This is a genomic window from Methylobacterium sp. Leaf465, assembly GCF_001424705.1.
In the GTDB taxonomy this organism is placed as follows: domain Bacteria; phylum Pseudomonadota; class Alphaproteobacteria; order Rhizobiales; family Beijerinckiaceae; genus Methylobacterium.
Window position 1 is genome coordinate 132,829 of sequence record NZ_LMRA01000001.1, and the last position, 26,572, is coordinate 159,400.

Sequence of the window (26,572 nt, forward strand, 5' to 3'; positions counted from 1 at the left end):
CCCTCGGTCTTGCGCGCAGCCGCACCCGGACGGGTATGGTGGCCCGACCGTCGGGTCTCCTGAACGACCCAATCATTCGCAACAGGAAGGAATCCCTATGAGCTTTACCCTGATCCAACAGGCCACGCCGCGCCTCCACCGCTCGGAACTCGCCGTCCCGGGCTCCAACCCGACCTTCATGGAGAAGTCGGCCACCTCGAAGGCCGACGTGATCTTCCTCGATCTTGAGGACGCGGTCGCTCCCGACGACAAGGAGCAGGCCCGCAAGAACATCATCCAGGCGCTCAACGAGATCGACTGGGGCAACAAGACCATGATGATCCGCATCAACGGTCTCGACACCCACTACATGTACCGCGACGTGGTCGACATCGTTGAAGCGTGTCCGCGCCTCGACATGATCCTGATCCCCAAGGTCGGCGTGCCGGCCGACGTCTACGCCATCGACGTGATGGTGACGCAGATCGAGCAGGCCAAAAAGCGCGAGAAGAAGATCGGCTTCGAGGTCCTGATCGAAACCGCTCTCGGCATGGCCAACGTCGAGGCGATCGCCACCTCGTCGAAGCGCCTGGAGGCCATGTCCTTCGGCGTCGCCGACTACGCCGCTTCGACCCGCGCCCGCTCCACCGTCATCGGCGGCGTGAACAAGGACTATTCGGTCCTGACCGACAAGGACGAGGCCGGCAACCGCGAGACCCATTGGCAGGACCCGTGGCTGTTCGCCCAGGCCCGCATGATGGTCGCCTGCCGCGCCTATGGCCTGCGCCCGATCGACGGTCCCTTCGGCGACTTCTCCGATCCGGACGGCTACACCTCCGCCGCCCGCCGCTGCGCCGCGCTCGGCTTCGAAGGCAAGTGGGCGATCCACCCCTCGCAGATCGACCTCGCCAACGAGGTGTTCACCCCGTCCGCTGCCGAGGTCGACAAGGCTCGCCGCATCCTGGCGGCCATGGAAGATGCCGCCAAGGCCGGCAAGGGCGCCGTGTCCCTCGACGGCCGCCTCATCGACATCGCCTCCATCCGCATGGCCGAGGCGCTGATCGAGAAGGCCAACGCGATGTCGGCGAGCTGAGGGCTCGGCCCGACGCCTGACGAAACCCGCAACTCGGCCGCCCCTCTGGGGGCGGCCCTTTTGTTTGGTGACCGGTCCGCAGCCTGGCCGGCACCAAGACCGCCCGTCATTCGTTAATCCACGCCCGCCATGGCCAAGCGTTGCGGCAAACCTGCAAGAGCGAGCCGACTGACGGGCGCATGACATAAGACCCTCACCAGGTATTCAGGGAGATCCCATCATGCACGTGACCATCGAAGACGCGCACAAGGCCATCGAGGCCGCCCGCGCGAAGGCCGTGGAGCTCGGCACACAGATGTGCATCGCCGTCGTGGATTCCGGCGGAAACCTGAAGGCCTTCTACCGGATGGACGGCGCCTGGGTCGGCTCCATCGACATTTCGCAGAAGAAGGCCAAGACCTCTGTCTTCTTCGGCATGATGACCGGGCAGATCGGTCAGCTCTCGCAGCCCGGCGGACCGCTTTACGGGATCGAGCATTCGAACGACGGCCTGATCACCTTCCCGGGCGGCATCCCGATCGTCGACAAGGACGGCGAGATGTCCGGCGCCATCGGCGTCAGCGGATCAACGGTCGAGAACGACCATGCGGTGGCGCTGGCCGGCGCAAGCTGCATCGGGTCGACGGAGCTGCCCGCGCACCCCTGGCGGACCTGATCTGCGCGCGCCCCCCCCCTTCGAACAGCGAAAAGCCCCGCTCGCGAGAGCGGGGCTTTTCCTTGCGTGCCACGAACGCGACGGCCCCGCGGGGCCGCCGGATCGAAGCTTACATCGAGCCGAACTTGTAGTTGAAGCCAGCCTTGATCAGGTTGCCCTCGGTGTTGAAGCGCGAGGTGTACGAGCCGGTCGCCGGAGCGCCGAGACCGGTGTTGTTCACCAGAACGTTGCGGCTGCCGAGGTCGTAGCGGAGATACTCGGCCTTCAGCGTGATGGCGCTGGCGCCGAGGAGGCCGCCGATGAAGTTGAAGCGGTTCAGGAAGCTGTCGGTGGGGATCGCGTACTCGATTCCGCCGCCGTAGACGTAGCCCGTCTCCATGCCCTTGTAGCGACCGAAATAGGCCAGCTGGTTGGCGGTGTTGAAGAAGTCGGCCTGGTACTTGACCTCGCCGTAGGCGAAACCACCGGTCCCGTACACGAGGAACCGATCGAAAGCGTAGCCCAGGCGACCCTGGACGGTGCCGAGATAGTTCAGACGGTTCCGGTAGCTGCTCGGATCCGGGATGAAGTTGTTCTGGGCGATGGCCGGGCCGAAATAGTCGCGGCGCTTGCCGATGTCGGTCCAGGTGACGTCGGCCTCGGCGCCGACGACGAAGCCGGAGCCCGGGGTGAACTGGTAGTTATAGCCGATGCCGCCACCGATGTTGCCGATGCCATCCTGCTCGGCCTTGAAGCTGGGAGCGCGGCGGCCGAGAGCGACGTTCGTGGCGGTGTTGGCGTTGTTGCCGACCGTGCGAATGGTCTGGCTGTCGCTGAAGGTGTAGGAGCTGTGCGTTCCCACGTAGAAACCGGTCCAGGTGAAGACCGGCACCGGCACGAAGACCGGCGGGGGCGCCTGACGGCGCGGAAGGTCGGCGGCATTTGCTGCGCCGATGGCGGCGAGCGAAGCGAGGCCAGCCAGGAAAGTCTTTGCAATCATCGGGGTGTCTGTCCCAGGGTCGGAGAGTTGCCGCCAAGCTACTCGCGGTTGTCCAAGCCGACTATGCCCCGCAAGCCACACCCCCCTCGGAAGCGTCAGACGGCGTAAGAAATTCCGGCGGACGGCCCCGTCGGCATGCGAGCCGCGATGCACTGCGGGGGCCGACAACGGCCGGTTAAGCACGTCGCGCTATCCCGGTCCGGCACCCCTCCAGCCGTGACAGGAGCGACGATGACACGGGACCAGCTCGCCGCCGAACTGAAGCGCATCGCCACCGACCAGGTCAGTGACATCGAGCGCGCGGTCAAGGACGGCCACAAGACGATCGCCCTGAATGAGATCGCTGATCTCAACCGTAACCTGAAGGCCCTCGCGGCTGCCGTGAAAGGCAAGGGCCTGGTCCGAGCCTGACGTCGGCGCCGGCACATTTGCGTGTGCCGGCTCCCGAGATGTCGGGAGGGCGAGGAAAAGCTCGACAGATCGGTTGACCATTCCTGACCTTCGGCCGCATGTTCCTGATATGTTCTTACTCAGGATCGCTTATGCAGCCACGGTCCACCTCCACGCCTGCCTGGACTTCGCCTGCGGCGGCGATCGTGGCCGCCTACCTGGAAGAGGCCGGCGGCGATGCGGTTCTCGCGCTCCATCGCGCGGTGGCCGATGCCCTCACGGACCTGTGCGAGGCCGAGCGCCGGACCCTGCGCCGGGATCGCCTCATCTCGCACGGCTACGTCCGGGGTCGGCCCGACCAGAACGATTAGGGAGGGCTCACACCGCACCGTCGGAGGCTCTTTGCGCCTCGACCTCCGGCGCGACCCGACCGAAGTTCAGAACCGCCACCAGGGCGGTGTCACTGAAGATGTTTCCGATCAGGGCCGGCGGGAAGAGGCGCCCGGCATCGTCGCTTATCGAGCCGAGCCAGACGAAGAGGGCGATCACGATGGGAGCGGGCCGGTTCTGGGATTCTTCAGGCGGGCGTGCCGCTGCGCAATCTCGCGAGGAGCGCGTCCACCTCGGCCCGGGCGGCGTCCAGAGACGTGGCTTCCCGGCCGCGCACCACGATGCGATTGGCAAAACCGTTCGGCGTCATCGACGGATAGGAGCCGATCGAGACCGTGGGATGAGCCTTGGCGATGGCCGCGAGACCGCCGGCATAATTGCCTTCGGGTAGATTGCCGGCCTCGATCGTTTCCGACAGGACCTTGGCGCCGGTCACCAGCGTCGGCCCGACATTGTCGAGCATGGCCTGCATGATCCCCGGCACACCCGCCATGACGATGACGTTGTCGATGCGGAAGCCCGGCGCCTTGGAGATCGGGTTGGCGATGAGATCGGCCCCGGCGGGGATGCGTGCCATGCGAAGGCGGGCCTCGTTGAGGTCCTCGGGCTTGTGGCGCTCCAGCAGCATCGCCTTCGCCCGCGGATCCACGTCAATCGCGACGCCGAAGGCGGCAGCCACGCAGTCGGCGGTGATGTCGTCGTGGGTCGGGCCGATGCCCCCGGTGGTGAACAGGTAGGTGTAGGAAACGCGCAGGGCATTGATGGCAGGGACGATGCGGTCGGCCTCGTCGGGAACGATCCGCACTTCCTTCAGGTCGATGCCGATGGCGGTGCAATAGTCCGCGATCGTACCGATGTTCTTGTCCTTGGTGCGCCCGGACAGGATTTCGTCACCGATGACCAGGACGGCGGCGGTGACGGCGGCGGTTTCGGCGGGTTCGGGCACGGCGGATCCGGGGCAAGCGGGGGAGACCCTGCCAAGTAGCGCGGCTGGACCCGCCTGACCACGCGACCTTCAGCGCGCCCCGCGCTGAAGGTCGCCGTCGATGAGGAGGGCGCTCTTGCCGTCCAGGCGATTGCGGTAGACCTGCAGGTTCTCCATCACCCGCTGAACGTAGTTGCGCGTCTCGGTGAACGGGATGCGCTCGACCCAGTCGATGGGGTCGACACCGCCCTTGCGGGGATCGCCGTAGGCGTCGATCCATTTCTTCACGTTCCCGCCGCCGGCATTGTAGGAAGCGAAGGCAAGGATGTAGGAGCCGCGCCAATCCTCCATCAGTTCGCCGAGATGGGCCTGACCAAGGCGGGCATTGTAGGCGGGGTCGCTGGTCAGGCGGTCCGGGTCGAAGCTGGCGCTGACCCGGCGCGCCGTGCGCTGGGCGGTGGCCGGCATCATCTGCATCAAGCCGCGGGCGCCCACGCTGGATTGCGCCTGCGGGTCGAATTGACTTTCCTGCCGAGCGATGGCGAAGACCATCGCCTTCTCCACCAGGGGAACGGCGGCCGAAGCCTCGTAGTTCGGGATGCCGATGGTCGGGTAGGCGTGGGCGTCGAGCGGTAGCCCGCGCTGCACCGCGATCTTGCCGATGGCGACGAGGGCGCGGGAGTTGCGCTGCTCGGCGGCGACGTTGCCGAGCGCTTCGAGTTCGGCCGCATCCGTGAGGCGGTTCGCCGTATCGATGTAGAGCGGTAGCGCGAGGTCGCGGATCGCGGCAGCCTCCAGCATCTTCAGGGCACGGACGTAGAGGCGCTGGTCGAAGGCGGCCTGCTGGGTCGCGTCGAGGCTGGGGATGCTGCGCAGGGACAGGCTGGAACGTCCGAGTTTGGTCCGCGCCAGTTGTCCGTAATACGCGATGGGCTGGAGAGCGGCGCGCTCGTAGAAGGTCTTGGCGGACCCGGCCTGGCCCATCGCCTCGGCGGCCCGGCCCTGCCAATACGCGGTGCGGGCGAGCGAGATCGGCGTCTCGGCGATCCGGGCGGCCTCGTCGAAGTGCTGCGCCGCCTTCGCGGCATCGTCCTGGAAGCGAAGGGCGATCCAACCGGCGTGAAACTCGGCCTCGATGCGCTTCTCCACCGTGCGGGCGCAGGGGGCGCGGGCCACCGCATAGGCGGCGGCGGGGTCGTTGGCGTCGATGAGCTTGCGGGCGACGATCCGGCGCTCGACCCACCATTCGTCGCCGTCGACCAAAACGTCCGCGTTGGTCGGCGCGGTGGCCAGGATCGCGGCCGCCTCCACGACCTTGTCGTGGCGGCGCAGGTACTGCGCCCGGGACAGGATGTAGGAGGAATCGCTGCGCAGCGACGGCGGGACCGCGTTGAGGGCGGCAGGCGCGGCCGAACTCTTGTCCTCCACGGCTCGGCGGGCACGGACCAGGGTCGCGTAGCTGCCGCCGGCCAGGGTCGCGGCGCGACCGGCCGTGTCGTAATCCTCCTTCAGAAGGGCCCGCTCCATGCGGTAGCGGTGATCGATCCGGGTCAGAACCGTCGGAAAGGCATCCAGCACCTTCGTCTCGAGATTCCGGCCGAAGGTTTCCGAGCGCCACAGGTCGCGCACCAGAGCGGCGGCGTCCCCGTCGAGGCCGTCGGCCTTGAAGGCCAGCGCCAGGGCGAACTTGCCCGGCGCACTCGCCGGCCGCGAGGCGGCGAAGAAGGCCCGCACCGTGGCAGAATTCCTGCGCTCGGTCAGCAAGGCCTCCTCGGCGCGGCGGCGCAGGAGGGGGCCGGCCGGCCAGTCGGGATTGCTGCGCGTGAAGGCGACGGTGCGTTCGAAGCCGATGCCGGCACCGGCCCGGATCGCCACCCATTCGAGGAGCGCGCGCGCGGCCGGGTCCTTGACCCCGTCGCGCAGACGGTCGCCCTCGGAGACGCGCCCCTTGCGATAGGCGTCGATGGCTTGGCGCAGGGCCGGCAGGTCCACGTCAGGCGCCACCTGTGCCGCCCGGGCCGGGTCCGGCACATCGGGAATCGGAGCTGCGGGCGAAACCGCCGCGTCGGGAAGCGGAAACGCGATGCCGGCCTCAGGGTCGGCGGAGGCATAGGCCTTGGCGGCGGCGGGAAGAACCTGGCTCGGGGCGGCCTCCGGTGCTTTCGCGTCGATCTTGAGCGCGTCCGCCGCGACCGGGTCGGGGATCTTGGCTTCGGGCAGTGCCGCGGAGGGCGCCACCGCGTCGCTCGCCGGCCGCAGGCTCGGCTCCCCGTCCGGGCCCGCCGAGGCCGCGAGAGCGCCGGCCGAAGCCAGGCTGAAGGCCAGTATCAGGGCCGCGCGTTGCGTCGAGAACACCATGGTTCTTCCAGTCCCATCACCGTGGACAGACCTTCAAGCTCACCCGAAGGGCATTAAGAAGGCATTAACCCCATGAAAGCAGCGTTTGCGCCGGTGCGGGCGACGGCCTATGTCTCCCCGTCCGCGCGAAGCGGTGCCGCTGCCGGACAACCGGCGCATGACGAGACCGACGTCTGGGAACGCCAGGATGACCGAGACCTCCACACGACGCCTCAGGGGCGCGATGTCCGCCCTCGTGACTCCGTTCAAGGACGGCGCCTTCGACGAGGCGGCCTTTCGCAAATTCGTGAATTGGCAGATCGCCGAGGGCATCCACGGGCTCGTTCCTACCGGTACCACCGGCGAGAGCCCGACCCTGAGCCATGCCGAGCACGACCGGGTGGTGGAGATCTGCATTGAGGAGGCCGCCGGCCGCGTTCCCGTGATCGCTGGCGCCGGCTCCAATTCCACTGCCGAGGCGGTGGAGCGCGCCCGCCACGCCGAGAAGGCGGGAGCGGATGCCGTACTCGTGGTCACGCCGTACTACAACAAGCCGACCCAGGCCGGCCTCTACGCGCATTTCAAGGCCGTGAACGACGCCATCGGTATTCCGATCATCCTCTACAACATTCCCGGGCGCTCCATCGTCGATATGAGCGTCGAGACGATGGCGCGCCTGTACGAACTGAAGAACATCGCCGGCGTGAAGGACGCAACGGCCAAGCTCGACCGGGTCAGCCTGCAGCGCCAAGCCATGGGCGAAGACTTCATCCAGCTTTCGGGCGAAGATGCGACGGCGCTCGGCTTCAACGCTCATGGCGGCCACGGCTGCATCTCGGTGGTCTCGAATGTCGCGCCACGGCTCTGTGCCGATCTCCAGGAGGCGAGCCTCGGTGGCGACTATGCCAAAGCGCTGCAGATCCAGGACCGGCTGATGCCGCTGCACGCCAGCATGTTCGTGGAGCCGAACCCGTCACCGGCGAAGTACGCGCTCGCGCGGCTCGGTCTGATGACCGACGAGGTCCGGCTGCCGCTCCTCACCGTCAGTGCAGAGACGAAAACCTTGGTCGACGCAGCCCTGCGTCACGCGGGCCTGCTCGACGCCTGAGCCCGACTAGCAAAGCGGTCCGCGCAGAACCATATTCCTCGGCCCGGTCGCGATGGCGCGACCGGCCTGACCCGACGTTGTGATGGCTCCCAAACCCGAATCGAACCGCCGCGTGGTCGCTGATAACCGCGCCGCCCGCTACCACTACGAGATCACCGATACGCTGGAGGCCGGACTCGCCCTGACGGGGACCGAGGTCAAATCCCTGCGCAAGGGCAAGGCGACGATCGGGGAGGCCTATGCCGGCCCGTCCGGCACCGACCTGATGCTGTTCAACGCCTACATCCCGGAATACGTCGAGGCGAACCGCTTCAACCACGAGACCAAGCGGCCCCGCCGGCTCCTGCTCCATCGTAAGCAGATCAACAAGCTGATCGGCGCCACCCAGCGTGAGGGCTTCACCGTGGTGCCGCTGAAGATCTACTTCAACGAGCAGGGACGCGCCAAGATCGAGCTCGGCCTCGGTCGGGGCAAGAAGCTGCACGACAAGCGCGAGGCCTCGAAGGAGCGGGATTGGCAGCGCGACCGCGCCCGCATCATGCGTGACAAAGGCTGAGGCCACGAGTGGTTCGCGGGCCCGGGCAATGCCGCGGCCCTTAAGATCGGGGTCAGACGACATGCGGCAGCGCGTCCGCTGTCCAGGCGCCTACGGGTCGTCAGACGTTGCGCGCTCGCCCTGTTTTCCGAAGGCGGCCGAGAACCCATAACGCCATCCGCGTCCGCCGGCGGGCCACACCGAGCATCGACATCGGGTCCCCGCCGGCCAGCCGTAGGAACGGTTCGTGCCGAACATCGGCTTAGACGGCGCATCGGTCGCGCGGGACAGGATGGTCTGCACCGTGATCGCCGCCTCCAATTGGAGCTGGAGACGTCGCGGAGCAGGTTGCGCCATTCCGGCATCGCCGGCACGCGTCGCTACAAACGCTGGAACGAAGCTTATGCGACGGGAGAGGCTGTCGCCCAAACGTTGCTCTTGTGCCTCGACCGAGGTGCCGATGACTTCTGCCAGGACGGCTCGATACCCGTCGGCCGGCATGACGTTCGACCGGGCGACGGGATCGCCCGGCCTCATCCTTCAGTCTCTGCGGCAAGCGCCAGTCTTCCGACGTTTCAGGGCTCGACCGCCTCATCGCTCTGGCGAATGCCGTAACGGCTTTCCAGAGCGGGGCTCGGCCGCGCCGAGCGCTCCGGCGTCTCGCCGCGGAAGCGGGTTCCCGTATCGGCGGAATTTCGGCTGTCCGGGGCGCGCGGGCTTCGCTCGCCGGGATCGCGGCCGATCCGTGCGATCAGTTGCGCGAGATCCACGAACTCGTCGGCCTGCCGGCGCAGATCGTCCGCGATCATCGCGGGTTGCGTCTGGATCGTGCTGACGACCGTGACCCGAACACCGCGGCGCTGCATCGCCTCGACCAGGGACCGAAAATCCCCATCGCCGGAGAAGAGCACCATATGGTCGATATGGGGGGCCAGTTCGAGCGCGTCGATCGCCAGCTCGATATCCATATTGCCCTTCACCTTCCGCCGACCCATCGAATCGACGAATTCCTTCGCAGGCTTGGTGACGACACGAAAGCCATTGTAATCGAGCCAATCGATCAGCGGACGAATGGACGAATATTCTTGGTCTTCAACGATTGCCGTATAATAAAAGGCGCGAAGAAGCGAATCTCTTGACTGGAACTCTCGGAGAAGACGTCGGTAATCGATGTCGAACCCGAGTGCCTTTGTCGCTGCGTAAAGATTCGCGCCATCAATAAATATGGCGCTGCGCTGTTGTGCGCTCATGGGTTGACCCGCTTAAGAGGAAGACAAAAAACGAATATCTTTGTGAAAAATGGTGGGCGACCCCGAACTTTATGCTTGCTCCTCAGCCCTGGTTGCAGATGCTCAGAATGCACTCGAAGCAAAAAAGAACGGATTGATCACGCAACGAAGCTTTGTCGACTGAAATACCTTCTGATTGTTTAAAGCCGTATCACGTCAGAAGTCAAATTTCGTCGGATATGAATTCGGGCAGACAGCAATCTGCAGAAGTTCACGCCAGAAATACAACCGCCGCTGCGTGCCGCATCGGGTCCTTCGCGTTCTCGTCCTCACGCGAGCGGATGGACGAAAGGGGAGCGGCAGGCGGCCAAATAGACGCTTCGGGTTTGTTAAGCGCGCCTTCGCCTCAGCCGTTGACGCGTTCGACCTTGTTCACGGTCCGCTTTCCGCGAAGCTCAGAGATGATGGCGTTCAGGTGCTTCAGGTCCCAGACCGAGAGATCGATGACGATCTGGGTGAAATCCTGCGTCTTCCGCTTCATCGAAACATTGTCGATATTGCCGTCATGATCGGCGATCACCTGAGCAATCTGTGCGAGGACGCCGGGCTCGTTGATCGATTGCAGGGCGAGACGTGCCGGAAAGCGCTCGCTCGTCCCGGCCTCGACGTCCCAGCGCACATCGAGCCAGCGATCGGGCTCGTTGTCGAAATCGGCGAGGGCAGCCGACTGGATCGGGTAGATCGTGACGCCGACGCCCGACGTCAGGATACCGACGATGCGGTCGCCCGGAACAGCACCACCGTTGGGCGCAAAGCTGACCGGCAGGTCGCTGTCGAGACCGCGGATCGGAATCCCGTCCGAGCGGCCATGCTCCGCGCTTCGCCCCTCCGGGAAGGTCAGCCGCATGGTCTGATCCTTGGACAGGCTGAGGCGCCCGGCTCCGTCGGTCGAGGTCGGCTGCGGCAGGGGTGCCGGGGCACCGCGGCGCTCGTCCTTGTAGTCCGGATAGACCGCCCGCACGACATCGCCCGAGAACATCTCGCCCCGTCCGACGGCGGCGAAGACATCTTCGGTACTCTGACGAGCGAGACGGGGCAGCGCCCCGCGGAGCTTATCCTCCGAAAAGCTCTTGGCCGCCCGCTCGAAGGCACGATCGAGGATCTGGCGCCCGAGGCCCGCATATTGGCGCCGGACGGCCGAGCGGGTCGCGCGCCGGATCGCCGAACGCGCCTTGCCGGTCACCACCAGGGATTCCCACGCAGCAGGCGGCGAAGCGCCGTCCGACCGGGCGATCTCGACCTCGTCGCCATTGACGAGTTCGTGCAGCAGCGGTGCCATGCGGCCGTTGATCTTGGCACCCACCGCCGAGTTCCCAACGTCGGTATGGACGGCGTAGGCGAAATCGATCGGGGTCGCCCCGCGGGGGAGGGCGATCAGGCGACCCTTCGGTGTGAAACAGAACACCTGGTCCTGGAAGAGTTCGAGCTTGGTGTGCTCCAGGAATTCTTCGGGGCTGTCGCCCTCGGCCAGGAGTTCGATGGTTCGACGCAGCCATTGGTAGGCGCCGCTCTCGGTCGCGAGACGCGGGTGTCCACCGCCGATCTCGTCCTTGCCGCCGCTCTCCTTGTAGTGGGCGTGCGCCGCGATGCCGTACTCGGCGATCTCGTCCATGGCCGCCGTGCGGATCTGCAGCTCGACGCGCTGGCTCTTCGGGCCGATCACCGTGGTGTGGATCGAACGGTAGTCGTTCTGCTTCGGCGTCGAGATGTAGTCCTTGTACCGGCCTGGGACCATCGGCCAGCTCGTGTGCACGACACCGAGAGCGCCGTAGCAATCGGCCAGGGTCTCGACCACGACACGGAAGCCGAAAATGTCGGACAACTGCTCGAAGGCGACCGACTTGCGCTCCATCTTGGCCGAGATGGAGTAAGGCCGCTTCTGCCGCCCCGTGACGACGGCTTTGATGTCCTGGGCCGCGAGCTTGGCGGTCAGGTCATGCTCGATGCTCTCGACGAGGCGTTCCGACTTGGCGGAGAGGTCGGACAGCCGCTGGGCGATGGTGGCGTAGATCTCCGGCTTGAGGTTGCGGAGCGCGAGATCCTCGAGTTCCTCGCGCAACTCCTGCATGCCCATCCGCCCGGCGAGCGGCGCATAGATGTCGAGGGTCTCCTGTGCGATCCGCTCGCGCTTGTCCGCCCGCATGTGGTGGAGTGTGCGCATGTTGTGCAAGCGGTCGGCGAGCTTGACGAGCAGCACCCGGACATCGGCCGCCACCGCCAGGAGCAGCTTGCGGAAATTCTCCCCCTGCGCCGCCCGCTTGGACACGAGGTCGAGGCGCTTCAGCTTGGTCAGGCCGTCCACCAGGGCACCGATCTCCGGGCTGAAAAGCTCGCGGATCTCGTCCAGGGTAGCCGCCGTATCCTCCACGGTGTCGTGCAGAACGGCCGCCACGATCGTGGCATCGTCGAGCCGGAGGTCGGTGAGGATCGCGGCGACTTCGAGGGGGTGGGCGAAGAAAGGGTCCCCGGAGGCCCGTTTCTGCGTGCCGTGGGCGCGCATGGCGTAGACGTAGGCGCGGTTCAGCAGGGCCTCGTTCGCGGCGGGATTGTAGCGCTTCACCCGCTCGACAAGTTCGTATTGGCGCATCATCCGCCGGAAGACCCTTTCACGCGCGACGGCCCCGGTGCCGGATCCGTTCCCATGATGTGTCCCGCATCGCACGCGGGCACGCCAGCCCCACGGCGTCGCATCGGCCGCGATTCCGGGGTCCCGAGACGAAAAAACCCGGCGCAGCGGCCGGGTCCTTCATCGGATCTGGGGGATCGACGATGGCCTACTCGGCCTCGTCGTCCGTCTCGGTGGGCGGCGCCAGGTTCTCGAGGCCGCGTAGCAAGTCTTCTTCGCTCATGCGATCGAACTGGACGGCGCTGTCGTCGCTGGAGGAGGGGGGGGCGACGGCGGCAGCGGCCGGCGAGCTCGACAGCAGCGGCACGGTCTCGGCCTCCGGCTCGTCGACCTCGACGTACTTCTGCATCGAGTGGATGAGCTGCTCTTTCAGGTCGTCCGCGGTGATCGTCTCGTCGCCGATCTCGCGCAGGGCGCAGACGGGGTTCTTGTCGCGGTCGCGATCGATCGTCAGCGGCGCGCCGGCGGCGAGCAGGCGAGCGCGGTGGCTGGCCAGCAGAACCAGCTCGAAGCGGTTCTCGACCTTGTCGATGCAGTCTTCAACGGTGACGCGAGCCATGGCGGACGGCTCCTTCCTCGGACGGAATTTCTGGGCTGAGCCCGCCTCATACACCCCTTGACGCCGGGCAACAAGCGCTGCGGCGGGTCTATCCCGTTGCGCACGTTCGGCGATCCTCCGGCAATCCCCTTCTGCGGTCCCGCATAACGCCTCAGCGACGCGGTGCTGCGGCACGGTTTAGAAGATCCGGGCGCGGCGGTGCATCGGCCGGGCGAGGGGGGATATTCCACAATGACCACGATACTCAGTCGTCGCAGCCTGCTCGGCTGTGGATGCCGGCTCGGGGCCGGATGCTTCGCGGCCACGGCGTTGCCGACCCTCGCCTTCGCCGCGGCGCCATCGACCAAGAAGACGACCCTGACCGCCGACCAGGCGCTGGAGGCCCTGAAGGAAGGCAACCGCCTCTACCAGACCGACAGCCCTGTCCGCGCGGTCCAGGGTCGCGAGCGCCGGATCGAGATCGCGCTGGGCCAGACCCCGTTCGTGGTGCTGGTGAGCTGCTCAGATTCGCGCGTGTCGCCGGAGATCCTGTTCGGGCGCGGCCTCGGCGAGCTGTTCATTGTGCGCAACGCCGGCAATTGCGTCGACACCGCCGCTTTGGGCTCCATCGAGTACGGCGTCTCGCAGCTCGGCGTGCCCCTGGTGCTGGTGATGGGCCACAGCCGCTGCGGCGCGGTGGAAGCGGCGATCGACGTCGTCCAGAACAACACCGTCTTTCCGGGTTCGATCGGCCGGATGATCGAGCCGATCGTGCCCGCGGTACTGTCGCAGCGCGACAAGCCCGGCGACTTCACCGAGAACTGCGTGCGCGCCAACGTCAACCGGGTGGTGGAGCGCCTGCGCAGCGCTTCGGAGCCGTCGCTCCTCGATCCCCTGAAGGCCGGCAAGCTTCGGATCGTCGGAGCCTCTTACAGCCTCGATTCCGGCACGGTCGACTTCTTCAACGAGGGGTAGGGCGCCCGGCCTCGCTGCGGTGCCATGTTGACACAGGTGGCGGGCGGTGCGACTGCGCCGCCCTTCCTGTCCCGGGCCGAGCCTCTCGGGGCGACCCGGCACGACGAGGACTTCACCATGGCGCGCGCTTGCATCTTCCCCGGCCAGGGCAGTCAGGCCGTCGGCATGGGACGGGCGCTGGCCGAACACTTCCATCAGGCCCGCGACGTGTTCGCGGAGGTCGACGAGGCCCTGGGCCAGCCGCTCTCCCGCCTGATGTTCGAGGGCCCGGTGGAGGAGCTGACCCTCACCGCCAACGCCCAGCCCGCCTTGATGGCTGCGAGCCTCGCGACCCTGCGGGTGCTGGAGGCCGAGCGCGGCCTCGACCTGAAGCGGGACGTCGCCTGCGTGGCCGGCCATTCCCTGGGCGAGTATACGGCCTTGTGCGCCGCCGGCACCTTCTCCATCGCGGACGCCGCCCGGTTGCTGCGCATCCGCGGCACCGCCATGCAGGACGCGGTGGCGCCCGGGGCCGGCGCCATGGCGGCCTTGATCGGGGCCGATGCCGAGACCGCGCAGGCGATCGCCGCGGAGGCCGCCGAGGGCGCGGTCTGCGAGGTGGCCAACGACAACGGCGGCGGCCAGGTGGTGCTTTCCGGCGACAAGGCGGCGGTCGAGCGGGCCGTGGCCCTGGCCCCGGGGCGGGGGATCAAGCGCGCGGTCCTGCTCAACGTCTCGGCCCCGTTTCACTGCTCGCTGATGGCGCCGGCCGCCGCTCGTATGCAGAGAGCACTTGTCGAGGTCGCGATGCACAGCCCCGTGGTGCCGGTCTACGCCAACGTGCTGGCCGCGCCCCTCACCGATCCGGTCGCGATTCGCGAGGCCCTGGTCGCCCAGGTCACCGGAACCGTGCGCTGGCGCGACTGCGTCGCCGCCATGGCGGCCGCCGGAATCGACCAGTTCACCGAGATCGGCACCGGCAAGGTGCTCACCGGACTCGTCAAGCGGATCGCCGCCGGCGCGTCGGCGAGCGCGGTCGGCACCCCCGACGACATCGCCGCGTTCCCTGCCTTCGGCTGAACCTCGAGGAAAGCCCATGTTCGACCTGACCGGCCGCAAGGCCCTCGTCACCGGCGCCACCGGCGGCCTCGGCGGCGCCATCGCCCGGGGGCTGCACGCGCAGGGCGCAACCCTCGCCATCTCGGGCACGCGCCAGGCGGCCCTGGAGGCCTTCGCGGCCGAGCTCGGGGGTGAGCGAATCCACGTCGTGCCGGGCGACCTCTCCGACAAGGCCTCGGTGGAGGCCCTCGTGCCGGCGGCGGAGGCGGCGCTGGGCGGCCTCGACATCCTGGTGAACAATGCCGGCATCACCCGCGACAACCTCGTGCTGCGCATGAAGGACGAGGAGTGGGACGCGGTGATCGCCGTCAACCTCTCGGCGGCGTTCCGGCTGTCGCGGGCGGCCGTGAAGGGCATGATGAAGCGCCGCCATGGCCGCATCGTGAACATCGGCTCGGTGGTGGGCGCCACCGGCAATCCGGGCCAGGTCAACTACGCCGCCGCCAAGGCGGGCCTGGTGGGCATGACCAAGGCCCTGGCGGCCGAGGTCGCCACCCGCAACCTCACGGTCAACTGCATCGCGCCGGGCTTCATCACCTCGCCGATGACCGACGCGCTGAACGAGAAGCAGCGCGAGGGCATCCTCGGCCGCGTTCCCATGGGGCGGCTGGGCACCGGCACCGACATCGCCGCCGCCGCGATCTACCTCGCCTCCGACGAGGCCGCCTACGTCACCGGCCAGACCCTGCACGTGAATGGCGGCATGGCCATGTATTGAGGGGTTCTGACCCCCGGTTTCGCTGCGGCGCACAGACCAAAAAACAGGCGATTGGCTCGAAAAGGCCACACCGATGAACGGGTTGTGAACAGCCTCTCGCCAGCGTCGGAACCCTGTGTTAACACCCCGGCTGCCGTGCGAGGGGGGTGCCGATTCAGCGTGTTGCGGAGGTTTGAAAAACGTGGGTCACTGACTGGACAAGTCCGGTGACTTGCCCGAAACGCGCGATCGAACACACCGGCCGCTCCATCCGAACAGGTCGTCCCGGGACGGGACGGCGGCCACGGCACCTTCACCGACCTTCCACCAGCAAGTCTCTTCACCCACAAGATCCTTGCACCATCACGACCTTGAAGAGCTAAGGACCAAGACCGATGAGCGATATCGCTGAGCGCGTGAAGAAGATCGTTGTCGAGCACCTCGGCGTGGAGCCGGAGAAGGTGGTCGAGGGCGCGAACTTCATCGATGATCTCGGCGCCGACAGCCTCGACACCGTCGAGCTCGTGATGGCGTTCGAGGAAGAGTTCAACGTCGAGATCCCCGACGACGCCGCCGAGACCATCCAGACGGTCGGCGATGCGGTGAAGTTCCTCGAGAAGAACTCCGCTTAAGGCCACGGGTCGTGCGTCCGCGGGGTCCCCTGAAACGGACCCCGCGCGCCATTCGTTGTGATGACAGGACCGGTTCGGGATAGCGCGATGCGTCGGGTAGTGGTGACGGGCTTGGGGATGGTGACGCCGCTGGCCAGCGGGGTCGAAGCCACCTGGAGCCGGTTGATCGCCGGCGAATCGGCGGCCAAGGTCGTGACGGCGTTCCCCGTCGACGATCTCGCCTGCCGCATCGCCTGTTCCGTGCCCTTCGGCGACGGCAGCGACGGCAGCTTCAATCCCGACGCCTTCATGGAGGTGAAGGAGCAGCGCAAGGTCGATCCGTTCATCGTCTACGCGATGGCGGCCGCCGGCGAGGCCCTGAACGACGCCGACTGGCACCCGACCTCCTACGAAGACCAGTGCGCCACCGGCGTCATGGTCGGCTCCGGCATCGGCGGCATCGGCGGCATCTACGACGCCTCGGTGACCCTGCACGACAAGGGCCCGCGCCGGATCTCCCCCTTCTTCATTCCCGGCCGCATCATCAATCTGGCTTCGGGCCAGATCTCGATCGCGCACGGCCTGAAGGGCCCGAACCACGCGGTGGTGACGGCCTGCTCCACCGGCGCCCACGCCATCGGCGACGCGGCCCGGCTGATCCAGTTCGGCGATGCCGACGTCATGGTGGCGGGCGGCGCCGAATCGCCGGTGAACCGCCTCGCGCTCGCTGGCTTCGCCGCCTGCCGCGCCCTCTCCACCGGCTTCAACGACGCGCCCACCAAGGCCTCGCGCCCCTACGACCGCGACCGCGACGGCTTCGTCATGGGCGAGGGCGCCGGCGTCGTCGTGCTCGAGGAATACGAGCACGCCAAGGCCCGCGGCGCCAAGATCTACGCCGAGGTGATCGGCTACGGCCTTACGGGCGACGCCTACCACATCACCTCGCCGGCCCCGGACGGCGACGGCGCCTTCCGCTGCATGAGCGCCGCCGTGAAGCGCGCCGGCATCCAGGCCAGCGACCTCGACTACATCAACGCCCACGGCACCTCGACGCCCATGGGCGACGAGCTGGAGCTGAAGGCCGTGGAGCGCCTCCTGGGCGACCACGCCGCCAAGGCCTCGATGTCCTCCACCAAGTCCTCCATCGGCCACCTCCTCGGCGCCGCCGGCTCCGTGGAAGCGATCTTCTCGATCCTGGCCATCCGCGACGGCATCCTGCCCCCGACCCTCAACCTCGACACCCCCTCCGTCGAGACCGCGATCGACCTCGTGCCGCACGAGGCCAAGCGCAAGCGGGTGGATACGGTGCTGTCGAATTCCTTTGGATTTGGTGGGACGAATGCGAGCTTGGTGATGCGGCGGGTGGATTGAAGCTCAAATATTTGGCCTCGCGCTTGAACTATCAAAAGCTCTAGATCGCTACCGCAAAATTGTCATCGATCGCATGCTATCATAAATATAGATAAAACTTCAAATTCGTGAATATATCCGTAAAACTCAGTTAGAGTTTCTTTCAACTCTGAGACCGATCTAAACCCATCCAATTCCGCGTCGTCTATATTTAAAGCACCAAAAGTCTTATAGCGCATTCCAGACACCCCAACACAGCCAGCGAAGGCTAAGCTGTCATTGATATCTTTGTCAGCTGTGTAGATTGGCAGTTGAGTTGACGAGGGATACTCAACGCACTTTGGGGTATACCGTACAGTAGATTTTTTCTGGCCGAGCCTCACGCCCTCCAAAAATTCTTCGGCGAGCCGGAAGCGGTCTCTGGAGCGGACCTCCAAGTCTGGATAGAGCTCTACTAGACGAGCCCGAAGAGCAGCTGGATTCGATGCATCTCGCGCAGTGAAAAACGCCGATGATCTGCAAGCCTGAGGCACGATATAGTTTCCTGTTCGCATCTCCTGCTTAGATCGAATCTCATTCGATTCTCAATATGACTCTCTGAAGCTTTTTGCTGATCCACAACAAAGCAGTTTGGGCCTGTGCGGACCGGGAATTAAGTCCACTTTCAGAATACTTTTCATCAAAATTTTATTTGTGAACGCATGCCTCCTTTGAAAACGCTCATTTGTACGAGTAAATTAACATAGAAGTCCCAAGAAATAATTCCTGAAAGATGACGGAGATTGATCACTCCACTATGAGCCGCGGATCGAGTTCGCTTAATTCAACGATGCGATCAAATTCGTGCTCAGAGATCTTGCGGAAATCCCACCGCGGGGACTCGGAAATGCCTACGTCGTCCAATAATACTTCCCGATTGGGCCGCCGAGGTAAGGCTGCGTTATAAGTCATTTTCACGGCGTAAAGCCTCTTAGCTCTATCTCGATACCAGTCGCGAAGCTCAGCTTCAGGAAAGACGCTGTGCGGAAGAGCAAAATCTACGAAGTCCTGTTCATTCGCGAAATCTGCGCGGGAGTGGGACTCTTCAACAACGCAGATTGAAGTTGCTACAGACCTAAAGCGCGCTCGACCTGGTATATCAGTAGTTCTGTATATAACAACTATGTCACCGCGTCGAAGGCGCGTGAGAACCATCTTAGCGATATATACTTTATGAATAGTATTAGTATGAGAAACATCTTCTACAATATGACCCACTTCCGTTCTCAAAATTGAGTCTGGAAATAAATTGGTATGATAATCAGGGTAGATAGCCAGCAGGTAAATCCGGCTTGGATTGCGTCGTATAAGTGGATATAAATCTAAGCCATCACGCGCGTGATCGACTAGAGATCGAACAAAGACTGCTTCTCTACCATTATCTGTCGTTTTATATCCATGTAGTATAAATCCATAACGTTCGAACAGTCTAATGAGCCCAGCATGCTCCTCAAAGACTGTAACGTAAATTTCCTCGGCCTCAGAAGCTACTGCATGATCAAATATCTTCTTGATCACTCTCTCACCCAGCTTTGTGCCATGGGCGAGAATTTTCAGAGTTCCAACTTTAACGCGTTTGAGTGCTGGCAAAGCAGGCTCAATGTCTTCAATTACGTCTTCTTCAATTTTTAAATAAATAAATCCTCGTAGTTGTCCCGTCATATCGTCGTCTACGACGTATACTGGTTCCGCAGCCTTACGCGCGAACCAATCCGAAAATTCGTTGTATTGCGCTTTCAAGCTATCAAAAAAAGGGTCTGCTAGGTTTACATCTCCGAAGGTGGTCAGTCGCAAAGAACCTGGCATCTCTACCTCGGCATTCAGGGTAAACCTTCAAATCAACTTAGCGAAAATTTTTACATCTGCAAGTGGCGTTGATCCAGATTTATCCACCTAAGCGATAGGAAGTGCTGAAAAATTTGGGTGGGTTCCCTCAACCTCATCCCCCGCCTTCGCCACAAAACCCACCAAGTTCGCGCGCCAAACTGCGCGTCCCGTGCGCCCCCCTCGACTCGGGCGTACGGACTCCCCTAAAAAATCCGGCGGCGGCCGGGGCGGGGACCTGAGGCCCGAACAGGATGTCCATGTTCTTCCGCAAACGCCCAGATCCGGCGCAGACGCCGGTGCCCTCCGACGAGCCGGCCCTGCCCAACCGGCTCTCGCCGCGAAGCCCCAGCGAGGCGATCAAGCCCACGGCCGCGCCGCCGCCGCCCGACCGTCCGGTCCGTGAGCGCGGCGGCCTGCTGGCCCGCATCTCCGGCCTGCTCACCGCCTCCGTGGTGCTGGCCATCGCGGTGATGATCGGCGTGACCCTGTTCGAGCGCCAGACCAAGGAGCCGGGTCCGCTGCCCGCCGACAAGGTCGTGGTCATCCCGCCCCGCAGCGGCACCACCGAGATCGCCGAGGCGCTCAGCCGCGAGGGCGTCATCACCCACACCGCCCTGTTCGAATGGGCCGCCCGTTTCTCGGGCAAGGCCCTCAAGGCCGGCGAGTACACCTTCAAGGCCCATGCGAGCATCGGGGAGGCCATCGACACCCTGTCCTCCGGCCGCCAGGTGCAGCACGCCATCACCTTCCCGGAGGGGCTGACCTCCGAGCAGATCGTGATGCGCCTGAACGACAACGACGTGCTCACCGGCGACGTCAACGAGATCCCGCCCGAGGGCTCGCTCCTGCCCGACACCTACAAGTTCGAGCGCGGCGCCACCCGGCAGCAGATCGTCAACCTGATGCGCGCCAAGCAGCGCGAGGTGCTGAACCAGATCTGGCTGCGCCGCTCGGCCGAGATCCCGGTGAAGACGCCGGCCGAAATGGTGACCCTGGCCTCCATCGTGGAGAAGGAGACCGGCCGGGCCGACGAGCGGCCCCGCGTCGCCGGGGTGTTCGTCAATCGCCTGAACAAGCGCATGAAGCTGCAATCGGACCCCACCATCGTGTACGGGCTGGTGGGCGGGCGCGGCACCCTCGGGCGCGGCATCCAGCGCGCCGAGATCGAGCGCGCCACTCCCTACAACACCTACGTGATCGAGGGCCTGCCCCCGGGCCCCATCGCCAATCCGGGCCGCGCCGCCCTGGAGGCCGTGGCCAACCCCTCGCGCACCAAGGACCTGTTCTTCGTGGCCGACGGCACCGGCGGCCACGCCTTCGCCGAGACCCTGGAAGGCCATTCCCGCAACGTCGCCCGCTGGCGCCAGGTCGAGCGCGCCCGCCAGACGCCGACGCCGGACGCGGTGGTCGACAAGGCCGACCCGCCGGGCGCCCCCACCGTCCCCGGCACCGCCTCGGCCTACGCCCCCGACGGCACCAACATGGCCGCCAGCCCCGACGGCGCCGGCAACCGCGCGAAGGCCTTCGACGCCTCAGAGGGCACGCGCCTCGACCCCCTGCGCAACAAGACCTTCGACCTGAACTCGCCCAAGACCGTGCCGGTGCTCAAGCAGCCGTAGCGTCCGCCCACGCAACCGGATGATCCACCCCGTCATCCCGGAGCCGCGCAGCGGAGCCCGGGATCCAGACACACAGGTGGGGCAAGGCCTTGCGCCGTCGGCGGCTCTGGATTGCACGCCTCCGGCGCGCCCCTGCGGGTCCGGGCTCGCCTGCGGCGCCCCGGAATGACGGGGTGTCATACGAACTCCGTTTGATCCCTTCGGGATGGCGGAGTTCGGCTTCGCTCAAGCGCCGCGCGGGCTGAGCGATACGGACCCCGCTTGAATCAAGCGGAACCCGTATCATGCCCTGCAACCGACCCGCCTCCGCAACCGGCAGGGTCCCCCGACCACCCCCAGCCTCTCCCCACAGGGGCCGGGACGAACGCGAAGACAGCCATGATCCTCTCCAGCATGACGGGCTTCGCCCGCGCCGCCGGCTCCACCGGGCCGGTCCAATGGGCCTGGGAGGTCCGCAGCGTGAACGGGCGTGGGCTCGACGTGCGCCTGCGCGTTCCCAACGGCTACGACGCCGTGGGCGAGGTCGCCCGCACCGCCCTGCAGAAGAGCCTGGCGCGGGGCCAGTGCCAGCTCTCCCTGACCCTCACCCGGCCGGAGGCGGCGCCCCGCGTCCGGATCAACGAGGCGCTGCTCGGCCAGCTCGCCGCCGCCATCGCGCGGGTGCCCCGGCCCGAGGGCGTGGCGCCCGCCACCCTCGACGGGCTGCTCGGCATCCGGGGCGTCGTCGAGGCCGACGAGGAGCCAGGGGCCGACGCGGAGGCCCTGGCCCGGGACCTCGCCGAGGGCGTGGTCCGCCTCGTCGCCGACCTCGTGGAGGCGCGCCGTGCCGAGGGGCGGGCGCTGCGCGGGGTCATCGAGGGCCAGCTCGCCGCGATGGCCCGGCTCACCGCCGCCGCCGAGGCCTGCCCGGCCCGCACGCCCGAGGCCGTGAAGGCGCGCCTCGCCGCCACCGTCGCGACGCTGCTGGAGGCGGGCCACCTCGATCCCGACCGCCTGCACCAGGAGGCCGTGCTGCTCGCCGCCAAGGCCGACGTTCGCGAAGAGCTCGACCGCCTCCAGGCCCACCTCGCAAGCGCGGCCGAGCTCCTGGCCGCCGGGGGCGCCATCGGGCGCAAGCTCGACTTCCTGGCCCAAGAGCTCGGGCGCGAGGCCAATACCCTGTGCGCCAAGGCGAATGACATCGCGCTGTCGCGGATCGGACTCGACTTGAAGGCCGTGGTGGAGCAATTCCGGGAGCAGGTTCAGAACGTCGAGTAGGTTTTTTCAGCGATGCGGGACGCTTTGACGATGGAGGCCGGGGTGATCGCGCGGCGCGGGTTCATCCTCATCCTGTCCTCCCCCTCGGGCGCGGGCAAGACGACCCTGACCCGGGCCGTCGCCGCCGACCCGAAATGGGGCCTCGACCTCTCGATCTCGGTAACGACCCGGCAGCGCCGCCCGTCCGAGATCGACGGCAAGCACTACACCTTCATCGACCGCGAGGCCTTCGACGCCCTGCGCAGCGCCGACAACCTGCTCGAATGGGCCGAGGTGCACGGCAATTTCTACGGCACCCCGCGTCGCCCGGTGGAGAAGGTGCTGGGCGCCGGCCGGGACATGATCTTCGACATCGACTACCAGGGCACCCGGCAGGTGCGCGCCAAGCTCGCCGACGACGTCGTCACGGTATTCATCCTGCCGCCCTCGCTGGCCGAGCTGCGCCACCGCCTGGAGCGTCGGGCCGAGGATTCGCCGGACACCATCGAGAAGCGCCTCGCCAACGCCCGGATGGAGATCCAGCGCTGGACCGAGTACGACTACGTCATCGTCAACGACGACCTCGACGACGCCTTCCGCTCCCTGGAGGGCATCCTCATCGCCGAGCGCCTGAAGCGCGCCCGCCGCACCGGCCTGACCAGCTTCGTGGAGGGCCTGCTCGCCGAGCCCGACTGACGGGCGGGTTGCCGCAGACAGGAACGTTCGTCGGGCGACGGGGGTTGGCCCGCGATTCCGACGGTCGGGGTCGAGAGGCGCGAACCCGAGAGCCGTCGCGATGCGCGAGAGATCCTGTGACATCGCCGTGATCGGCGCCGGCACCGCCGGTCTCGCCGCTCTCCGCGCCGCCCGCGATCGCGGCGCCGATGCCGTCCTGATCGAGGCCGGGCCGGGCGGCACCACCTGCGCCCGCGTGGGCTGCATGCCCTCGAAGCTGCTGATCACCGCCGCCAATGCCGCCCATGCGGCCCGCCACGCCGACGTGTTCGGCATCGATGCCGTCTCCGTTCGGGTGGATGGCCCCCGCGTGATGGCGCGCGTCCGGCGCGAGCGCGACCGCTTCGTGGCCGGCGTCCGCGCGGGCGTCGACGAACTGCCCGCCGAAATCCGCATCGCCGGCCGCGCCCGCTTCACCGGCCCCGACACCCTGACGGTGGACGACCACACCGCCTTGCGCTTCCGCGCCGCGATCGTCGCCACCGGCTCCAGCCCGGCCGTCCCCGAGCCCCTGCGCGACCTCGGCGACCGGCTCCTCACCAGCGACACGGTGTTCGAGATCCCCGACCTGCCCGAGTCCCTGGCGGTGCTCGGCGGCGGCGCCGTCGGCCTCGAGCTGGCGCAGGCCATGGCCCGCCTCGGCGTCGCCGTGACCCTGTTCGACCCCGGCACGCACCTCGCCTCCCTGCGCGACGACGGCCTCGCCGAGACGGCCCGCCGACTCTTCGGGGCCGAGATGACGCTATGCCTCGGCTGCAGGGTCACGGAGGGCGACCGCGCGCCCGAGGGCGTGCGCCTGACCTGGACCGACGCGGCCGGGGCGACCGGGACCGGCACCTTCGCGCGGGTCCTGGCGGCGGCCGGGCGGCCCCCCAACGTCCGGCATCTCGGGTTGGAGGCCGCCGGCCTCTCCCTCGACGAACACGGGATGCCGGCGTTCGACGCCCGCAGCCTGCTCTGCGCCGGCGGCCCGGTCTTCCTCGCGGGCGACGCCAACGCCGACCGGCCGGTGCTGCACGAGGCCGCCCGCCAGGGCCGGATCGCCGGCGCCAACGCGGCCCGTCTCGTCGCCTCCGGCCGCCACGCCGTCGAAGCGCCCCGGCGCTGGACCAACCTCGCCATGGTGTTCACCGAGCCGCAGGCGGCGAGCGTCGGCGCGCCCTACGATCCCGCGGACGCGACCCTCGTCCGCGGCAGCGTCGATTTCGGCGACCAGGGCCGGGCCCGGATCATGGCCGAGAATGCCGGGGCGCTGCACCTCCACGCCGACCGCAGCGGCACCCTCCGGGGGGCCGAGATGCTCGGACCGGCCTGCGAGCACCTCGCCCAGTTCCTCGCCCTTGCCATCGCGGACGGGCTGACCGCCGAGGCTCTTCTCGACCGGCCGTTCTATCACCCGACGGTGGAGGAGGGGCTGAAGACCGCCCTGGAGGCGATCGTCGCCGCCCTGGACCGCTGAGCCGGATCCGGCGCGCGACCGTCAGACCGGCGTCAGCGCGGCCGCGGCGGCCACCCGGCCGCGATGGCTCGTCACTGTGTTGCCCACCGAGGCCACCACGATGCAGGCGATGGCCAGCCACTCGGTGGGGGTGAGGTGCTCGCCCAGGATCGCGAGGCCGGCCAGCGAGCCCACGGCCGGCTCAAGGCTGAGCAGGACGCCGAAGCTCTGCTTCGACAACCGCTTCAGGGCGACCATCTCCAGCGTGTAGGGCAGGGCGCTCGACAGGGCCGCCACCGCCAGGCCGATTCCGAGCATGGCCGGCTGCAGGAGCAGCGTCCCCGCCTTCGCGATGCCGAACGGCAGCACCACCAGGGCCGCCACCGACATGCCGATGGCCACCGCCCGTCCGCCGTGCAGATGACCGACGCGCTGGCCGAAGACGATGTAGAGCGCCCAGCACAGGGCGGCGCCGAGGGCGCAGGCGACGCCGACGGGATCGAGCCCGGTGGACAGGTCGCCGAGGGGCAGCAGCAGCGACAGGCCGAGGATCGCGCAGCCGATCCAGGCGAAATCGATCCCCCGGCGGGAGACCGCGAGGGCGAGCGCCAGGGGCCCGGAGAATTCGATCGCGATGGCGAGGCCGAGGGGGATCGTGCGCAGGGACAGGTAGAACAGCAGATTCATGGCGCCCAGCACGGCCCCGTAGCGCAGCAGGGCCCGCCGGTCGGCGCGGCCGGGACGCAGGCGCCAGGGCCGCCAGATCGCGACGAGCATCAGCGCCGAGAGGCCGACCCGCAGCGCGGTCGTGCCCTCCGCGCCCAGGATCGGGAACAGCTGCTTGGCGTAGGAGGTGCCGACGCTGAGGGAGACGATGCTGCCCAGGAGGGCCGCGACGGGCAGCAGCGTGGCGACCAAGCCGCCGGGGGCCGAAGATCCGTGCGAAGCGGGAGCCATGGCGCGGGCGTCAGGCCGCCGGGGGCAGGATCAGCGCGCGCCGGGCTTCCAGGGCCTGCCAGAGCAGCAGGGCCGGAAGGCCGAGGACGACGTCGGGCACGCGCTTGATCAGCGACAGGGCGAGGGCGGTGCCCGCATCGATGCCGAAGAGGCTGCCGAGCAGGACGAAGCCGCCCTCCTGGACGCCGAGGCCGCTCGGCACCGGGAAGGCCGCCGACTTGATGGCCTGGCTCAGGGCCTCGATCACCACGACCTCGGTGAAGCTCACCGAATCGACGCCGATGCAGGTGAGCGCGATCCAGATCTCCAGGGCGCCCAGTCCCCAGGCGGCGAGGTGCAGAAGGACGGACGCCGCGAGCCGTCCGCGCCGACCCGGTGCCCAGACGGCATCGAGGGCGTCGTAGACGCTGCCGCCCGACGGCGACGGAGCGACGGGGTCACCCCGAAAGACGCGGCGCACGCCATCGACGGCCCTGCGCCCGATCGCGCGCGCCGCGGCGCTGCGCTGGACGGCCAGGAAAGCCCCCAGCAGCAGGGCGGTGACCGCCAGGGCGCGCAGGACCCAGGTGGCCAGCGCCTGCGCCGCCTCGCCGCCGACCTGAAGCAGGAGGCCCACCCCCGCCAGGGCGAAGACGGCCTGGGTCCCAGCCTGGAACAGCATGTCCACGAGGATCGAGGCGGCCGCCAGGGTTCCGGTGGTTCCCCAGAAGGTCAGCAGGCGGCCGCCCACCACGTCGCCGCCGACGGAGGCCACCGGAAGCAGCACGTTGATGCCCTCGCGGACGAGGCGCAGCAGCACGAAGGCTCCGGTGCGGGCCTGACCCAGCCCCGCGAGCCCCTGGATGACGCAGCCCCAGCCGAGGCCGCACAGAAGGATCACCGACAGCCGCACCAGCACGATGGCCGCGAGGCCGCCGGCACCGACCCGGCCGAAGGCGTCGGTGACGGCGGCCAGATCGTTGGTGGCGATGAGCCAGACAGCGAGACCGAGGCCCAGGAGGGTTCCGACCAGGGGAAGCCGGCGCAGGACGAGGCGCCCGAGACGACCGGACCCGATCCGCTCGCCCGCTGGACGTTCGGCGACCCGGGTCGTCGCGAAGCGCGGCTCGTCAGGCATCGGACCCGTCCCGAATCGTCCGTTTCAAG

General features: G+C 67.1%; 26 protein-coding genes. 15 read left to right on the forward strand and 11 right to left on the reverse strand.

The window, feature by feature from the left end; genetic code table 11:
* The first annotated feature begins 97 nt into the window (after positions 1 to 97).
* A complete protein-coding gene (locus ASG51_RS00540; protein WP_056210994.1) occupies positions 98 to 1,072 on the forward strand; it encodes a CoA ester lyase in 975 nt (324 codons plus the stop codon).
* Between the two features lie 220 nt (positions 1,073 to 1,292).
* Positions 1,293 to 1,727 (forward strand): heme-binding protein, encoded by a 435-nt coding sequence (locus ASG51_RS00545; protein ID WP_056272827.1) that lies wholly within the window; start codon positions 1,293 to 1,295, stop codon positions 1,725 to 1,727.
* A 109-nt stretch (positions 1,728 to 1,836) separates the two neighbouring features.
* Here ASG51_RS00545 and ASG51_RS00550 read toward each other — a convergent pair whose 3' ends face one another.
* Positions 1,837 to 2,706, reverse strand: coding sequence for a hypothetical protein (locus ASG51_RS00550; protein ID WP_056272825.1), 870 nt, complete (start codon positions 2,704 to 2,706; stop codon positions 1,837 to 1,839).
* Between the two features lie 231 nt (positions 2,707 to 2,937).
* Between ASG51_RS00550 and ASG51_RS00555 the strand changes: the two genes are divergently transcribed.
* Both ASG51_RS00555 and ASG51_RS00560 read left to right on the forward strand, forming a co-directional pair.
* Positions 2,938 to 3,117: a hypothetical protein gene (locus ASG51_RS00555; RefSeq protein ID WP_056189372.1), complete on the forward strand. Its 180-nt coding sequence runs from the start codon at positions 2,938 to 2,940 to the stop codon at positions 3,115 to 3,117.
* 131 nt (positions 3,118 to 3,248) lie between these two features.
* Positions 3,249 to 3,467: a hypothetical protein gene (locus ASG51_RS00560; RefSeq protein WP_056211000.1), complete on the forward strand. Its 219-nt coding sequence runs from the start codon at positions 3,249 to 3,251 to the stop codon at positions 3,465 to 3,467.
* Between the two features lie 7 nt (positions 3,468 to 3,474).
* Here the strand turns inward: ASG51_RS00560 and ASG51_RS23780 are convergent, their stop codons facing one another.
* The 3 genes from ASG51_RS23780 to ASG51_RS00570 all read right to left on the reverse strand — a co-directional run bounded on the left by ASG51_RS23780 (position 3,475) and on the right by ASG51_RS00570 (position 6,769).
* Entirely contained in the window at positions 3,475 to 3,645 is a 171-nt protein-coding gene (locus ASG51_RS23780) for a hypothetical protein (RefSeq protein ID WP_200917636.1), read from the reverse strand.
* 28 nt (positions 3,646 to 3,673) lie between these two features.
* Positions 3,674 to 4,432, reverse strand: a complete 759-nt coding sequence (locus ASG51_RS00565; protein ID WP_056378417.1) for a molybdopterin-binding protein — start codon at positions 4,430 to 4,432, stop codon at positions 3,674 to 3,676.
* A 69-nt stretch (positions 4,433 to 4,501) separates the two neighbouring features.
* Positions 4,502 to 6,769 carry a transglycosylase SLT domain-containing protein gene (locus ASG51_RS00570; RefSeq protein ID WP_056378419.1) on the reverse strand — a complete coding sequence of 756 codons (2,268 nt, stop codon included), beginning with the start codon at positions 6,767 to 6,769 and terminating at the stop codon, positions 4,502 to 4,504.
* 187 nt (positions 6,770 to 6,956) lie between these two features.
* Between ASG51_RS00570 and dapA the strand changes: the two genes are divergently transcribed.
* Positions 6,957 to 7,856: a 4-hydroxy-tetrahydrodipicolinate synthase gene (gene dapA, locus ASG51_RS00575; RefSeq protein WP_056211006.1), complete on the forward strand. Its 900-nt coding sequence runs from the start codon at positions 6,957 to 6,959 to the stop codon at positions 7,854 to 7,856.
* An 82-nt stretch (positions 7,857 to 7,938) separates the two neighbouring features.
* Positions 7,939 to 8,412: an SsrA-binding protein SmpB gene (smpB, locus tag ASG51_RS00580; RefSeq protein WP_056189358.1), complete on the forward strand. Its 474-nt coding sequence runs from the start codon at positions 7,939 to 7,941 to the stop codon at positions 8,410 to 8,412.
* Positions 8,413 to 8,502: 90 nt separating this feature from the next.
* Here smpB and ASG51_RS23785 read toward each other — a convergent pair whose 3' ends face one another.
* The 4 genes from ASG51_RS23785 to rpoZ form a co-directional block, all read right to left on the reverse strand.
* Positions 8,503 to 8,928 (reverse strand): hypothetical protein, encoded by a 426-nt coding sequence (locus tag ASG51_RS23785; RefSeq protein ID WP_156389514.1) that lies wholly within the window; start codon positions 8,926 to 8,928, stop codon positions 8,503 to 8,505.
* 38 nt (positions 8,929 to 8,966) lie between these two features.
* Entirely contained in the window at positions 8,967 to 9,641 is a 675-nt protein-coding gene (locus tag ASG51_RS00585; RefSeq protein WP_056378421.1) for an NYN domain-containing protein, read from the reverse strand.
* Positions 9,642 to 10,026: 385 nt separating this feature from the next.
* The gene (locus ASG51_RS00590) at positions 10,027 to 12,270 is read right to left on the reverse strand and encodes a bifunctional (p)ppGpp synthetase/guanosine-3',5'-bis(diphosphate) 3'-pyrophosphohydrolase (protein ID WP_056272811.1); all 2,244 of its coding nucleotides are present in this window, start codon (positions 12,268 to 12,270) and stop codon (positions 10,027 to 10,029) included.
* Between the two features lie 184 nt (positions 12,271 to 12,454).
* Entirely contained in the window at positions 12,455 to 12,865 is a 411-nt protein-coding gene (rpoZ, locus tag ASG51_RS00595; protein ID WP_056211011.1) for a DNA-directed RNA polymerase subunit omega, read from the reverse strand.
* Between the two features lie 231 nt (positions 12,866 to 13,096).
* Here rpoZ and ASG51_RS00600 point away from each other — a divergent pair, with 231 nt between their 5' ends.
* The 5 genes from ASG51_RS00600 to fabF all read left to right on the forward strand — a co-directional run bounded on the left by ASG51_RS00600 (position 13,097) and on the right by fabF (position 17,596).
* Positions 13,097 to 13,819, forward strand: a complete 723-nt coding sequence (locus tag ASG51_RS00600) for a carbonic anhydrase (RefSeq protein WP_056272808.1) — start codon at positions 13,097 to 13,099, stop codon at positions 13,817 to 13,819.
* A 117-nt stretch (positions 13,820 to 13,936) separates the two neighbouring features.
* Positions 13,937 to 14,878, forward strand: coding sequence for an ACP S-malonyltransferase (gene fabD, locus ASG51_RS00605; RefSeq protein ID WP_056378903.1), 942 nt, complete (start codon positions 13,937 to 13,939; stop codon positions 14,876 to 14,878).
* Positions 14,879 to 14,894: 16 nt separating this feature from the next.
* The gene (fabG, locus tag ASG51_RS00610) at positions 14,895 to 15,635 is read left to right on the forward strand and encodes a 3-oxoacyl-[acyl-carrier-protein] reductase (protein ID WP_056378423.1); all 741 of its coding nucleotides are present in this window, start codon (positions 14,895 to 14,897) and stop codon (positions 15,633 to 15,635) included.
* Between the two features lie 374 nt (positions 15,636 to 16,009).
* The gene (locus ASG51_RS00615) at positions 16,010 to 16,246 is read left to right on the forward strand and encodes an acyl carrier protein (RefSeq protein ID WP_018044468.1); all 237 of its coding nucleotides are present in this window, start codon (positions 16,010 to 16,012) and stop codon (positions 16,244 to 16,246) included.
* An 87-nt stretch (positions 16,247 to 16,333) separates the two neighbouring features.
* Complete coding sequence (gene fabF / locus ASG51_RS00620; protein WP_056272804.1) at positions 16,334 to 17,596, forward strand: beta-ketoacyl-ACP synthase II; 1,263 nt, start codon at positions 16,334 to 16,336, stop codon at positions 17,594 to 17,596.
* Positions 17,597 to 18,361: 765 nt separating this feature from the next.
* Here the strand turns inward: fabF and ASG51_RS23040 are convergent.
* The gene (locus ASG51_RS23040) at positions 18,362 to 19,420 is read right to left on the reverse strand and encodes a GNAT family N-acetyltransferase (protein WP_082513810.1); all 1,059 of its coding nucleotides are present in this window, start codon (positions 19,418 to 19,420) and stop codon (positions 18,362 to 18,364) included.
* Between the two features lie 278 nt (positions 19,421 to 19,698).
* Here ASG51_RS23040 and mltG point away from each other — a divergent pair, with 278 nt between their 5' ends.
* The 4 genes from mltG (at position 19,699) to ASG51_RS00645 (ending at position 24,490) form a co-directional block, all read left to right on the forward strand.
* Complete coding sequence (mltG, locus tag ASG51_RS00630) at positions 19,699 to 21,060, forward strand: endolytic transglycosylase MltG (RefSeq protein ID WP_056378427.1); 1,362 nt, start codon at positions 19,699 to 19,701, stop codon at positions 21,058 to 21,060.
* Between the two features lie 378 nt (positions 21,061 to 21,438).
* Positions 21,439 to 22,317, forward strand: a complete 879-nt coding sequence (locus tag ASG51_RS00635; protein ID WP_056272799.1) for a YicC/YloC family endoribonuclease — start codon at positions 21,439 to 21,441, stop codon at positions 22,315 to 22,317.
* Positions 22,318 to 22,329: 12 nt separating this feature from the next.
* On the forward strand, positions 22,330 to 22,992 hold the full coding sequence (gene gmk, locus ASG51_RS00640; protein WP_056211024.1) for a guanylate kinase: 663 nt from the start codon (positions 22,330 to 22,332) through the stop codon (positions 22,990 to 22,992).
* Between the two features lie 100 nt (positions 22,993 to 23,092).
* Positions 23,093 to 24,490 (forward strand): dihydrolipoyl dehydrogenase, encoded by a 1,398-nt coding sequence (locus ASG51_RS00645; RefSeq protein ID WP_056378429.1) that lies wholly within the window; start codon positions 23,093 to 23,095, stop codon positions 24,488 to 24,490.
* A 21-nt stretch (positions 24,491 to 24,511) separates the two neighbouring features.
* Here ASG51_RS00645 and ASG51_RS00650 read toward each other — a convergent pair whose 3' ends face one another.
* Together ASG51_RS00650 and ASG51_RS00655 are read right to left on the reverse strand one after the other, a co-directional pair.
* On the reverse strand, positions 24,512 to 25,426 hold the full coding sequence (locus ASG51_RS00650) for an EamA family transporter (protein WP_056378431.1): 915 nt from the start codon (positions 25,424 to 25,426) through the stop codon (positions 24,512 to 24,514).
* A gap of 10 nt (positions 25,427 to 25,436) precedes the next feature.
* The gene (locus ASG51_RS00655) at positions 25,437 to 26,543 is read right to left on the reverse strand and encodes a lysylphosphatidylglycerol synthase domain-containing protein (protein WP_056378433.1); all 1,107 of its coding nucleotides are present in this window, start codon (positions 26,541 to 26,543) and stop codon (positions 25,437 to 25,439) included.
* Positions 26,544 to 26,572: the final 29 nt, after the last annotated feature.

Excerpts from the sequence above, each read along its gene's own strand:
- ASG51_RS00540 (WP_056210994.1), top strand. The coding sequence starts at position 98 with ATGAGCTTTACCCTGATCCAACAGGCCACGCCGCGCCTCCACCGCTCG.
- ASG51_RS00545 (WP_056272827.1), top strand. The coding sequence starts at position 1,293 with ATGCACGTGACCATCGAAGACGCGCACAAGGCCATCGAGGCCGCCCGC.
- ASG51_RS00550 (WP_056272825.1), bottom strand. The coding sequence starts at position 2,706 with ATGATTGCAAAGACTTTCCTGGCTGGCCTCGCTTCGCTCGCCGCCATC.
- ASG51_RS00555 (WP_056189372.1), top strand. The coding sequence starts at position 2,938 with ATGACACGGGACCAGCTCGCCGCCGAACTGAAGCGCATCGCCACCGAC.
- ASG51_RS00560 (WP_056211000.1), top strand. The coding sequence starts at position 3,249 with ATGCAGCCACGGTCCACCTCCACGCCTGCCTGGACTTCGCCTGCGGCG.
- ASG51_RS00570 (WP_056378419.1), bottom strand. The coding sequence starts at position 6,769 with ATGGTGTTCTCGACGCAACGCGCGGCCCTGATACTGGCCTTCAGCCTG.
- dapA (WP_056211006.1), top strand. The coding sequence starts at position 6,957 with ATGACCGAGACCTCCACACGACGCCTCAGGGGCGCGATGTCCGCCCTC.
- smpB (WP_056189358.1), top strand. The coding sequence starts at position 7,939 with ATGGCTCCCAAACCCGAATCGAACCGCCGCGTGGTCGCTGATAACCGC.
- ASG51_RS23785 (WP_156389514.1), bottom strand. The coding sequence starts at position 8,928 with ATGAGGCCGGGCGATCCCGTCGCCCGGTCGAACGTCATGCCGGCCGAC.
- ASG51_RS00585 (WP_056378421.1), bottom strand. The coding sequence starts at position 9,641 with ATGAGCGCACAACAGCGCAGCGCCATATTTATTGATGGCGCGAATCTT.
- ASG51_RS00590 (WP_056272811.1), bottom strand. The coding sequence starts at position 12,270 with ATGATGCGCCAATACGAACTTGTCGAGCGGGTGAAGCGCTACAATCCC.
- rpoZ (WP_056211011.1), bottom strand. The coding sequence starts at position 12,865 with ATGGCTCGCGTCACCGTTGAAGACTGCATCGACAAGGTCGAGAACCGC.
- ASG51_RS00600 (WP_056272808.1), top strand. The coding sequence starts at position 13,097 with ATGACCACGATACTCAGTCGTCGCAGCCTGCTCGGCTGTGGATGCCGG.
- fabD (WP_056378903.1), top strand. The coding sequence starts at position 13,937 with ATGGCGCGCGCTTGCATCTTCCCCGGCCAGGGCAGTCAGGCCGTCGGC.
- fabG (WP_056378423.1), top strand. The coding sequence starts at position 14,895 with ATGTTCGACCTGACCGGCCGCAAGGCCCTCGTCACCGGCGCCACCGGC.
- ASG51_RS00615 (WP_018044468.1), top strand. The coding sequence starts at position 16,010 with ATGAGCGATATCGCTGAGCGCGTGAAGAAGATCGTTGTCGAGCACCTC.
- fabF (WP_056272804.1), top strand. The coding sequence starts at position 16,334 with ATGCGTCGGGTAGTGGTGACGGGCTTGGGGATGGTGACGCCGCTGGCC.
- ASG51_RS23040 (WP_082513810.1), bottom strand. The coding sequence starts at position 19,420 with ATGCCAGGTTCTTTGCGACTGACCACCTTCGGAGATGTAAACCTAGCA.
- mltG (WP_056378427.1), top strand. The coding sequence starts at position 19,699 with ATGTTCTTCCGCAAACGCCCAGATCCGGCGCAGACGCCGGTGCCCTCC.
- ASG51_RS00635 (WP_056272799.1), top strand. The coding sequence starts at position 21,439 with ATGATCCTCTCCAGCATGACGGGCTTCGCCCGCGCCGCCGGCTCCACC.
- gmk (WP_056211024.1), top strand. The coding sequence starts at position 22,330 with ATGCGGGACGCTTTGACGATGGAGGCCGGGGTGATCGCGCGGCGCGGG.
- ASG51_RS00645 (WP_056378429.1), top strand. The coding sequence starts at position 23,093 with ATGCGCGAGAGATCCTGTGACATCGCCGTGATCGGCGCCGGCACCGCC.
- ASG51_RS00650 (WP_056378431.1), bottom strand. The coding sequence starts at position 25,426 with ATGGCTCCCGCTTCGCACGGATCTTCGGCCCCCGGCGGCTTGGTCGCC.
- ASG51_RS00655 (WP_056378433.1), bottom strand. The coding sequence starts at position 26,543 with ATGCCTGACGAGCCGCGCTTCGCGACGACCCGGGTCGCCGAACGTCCA.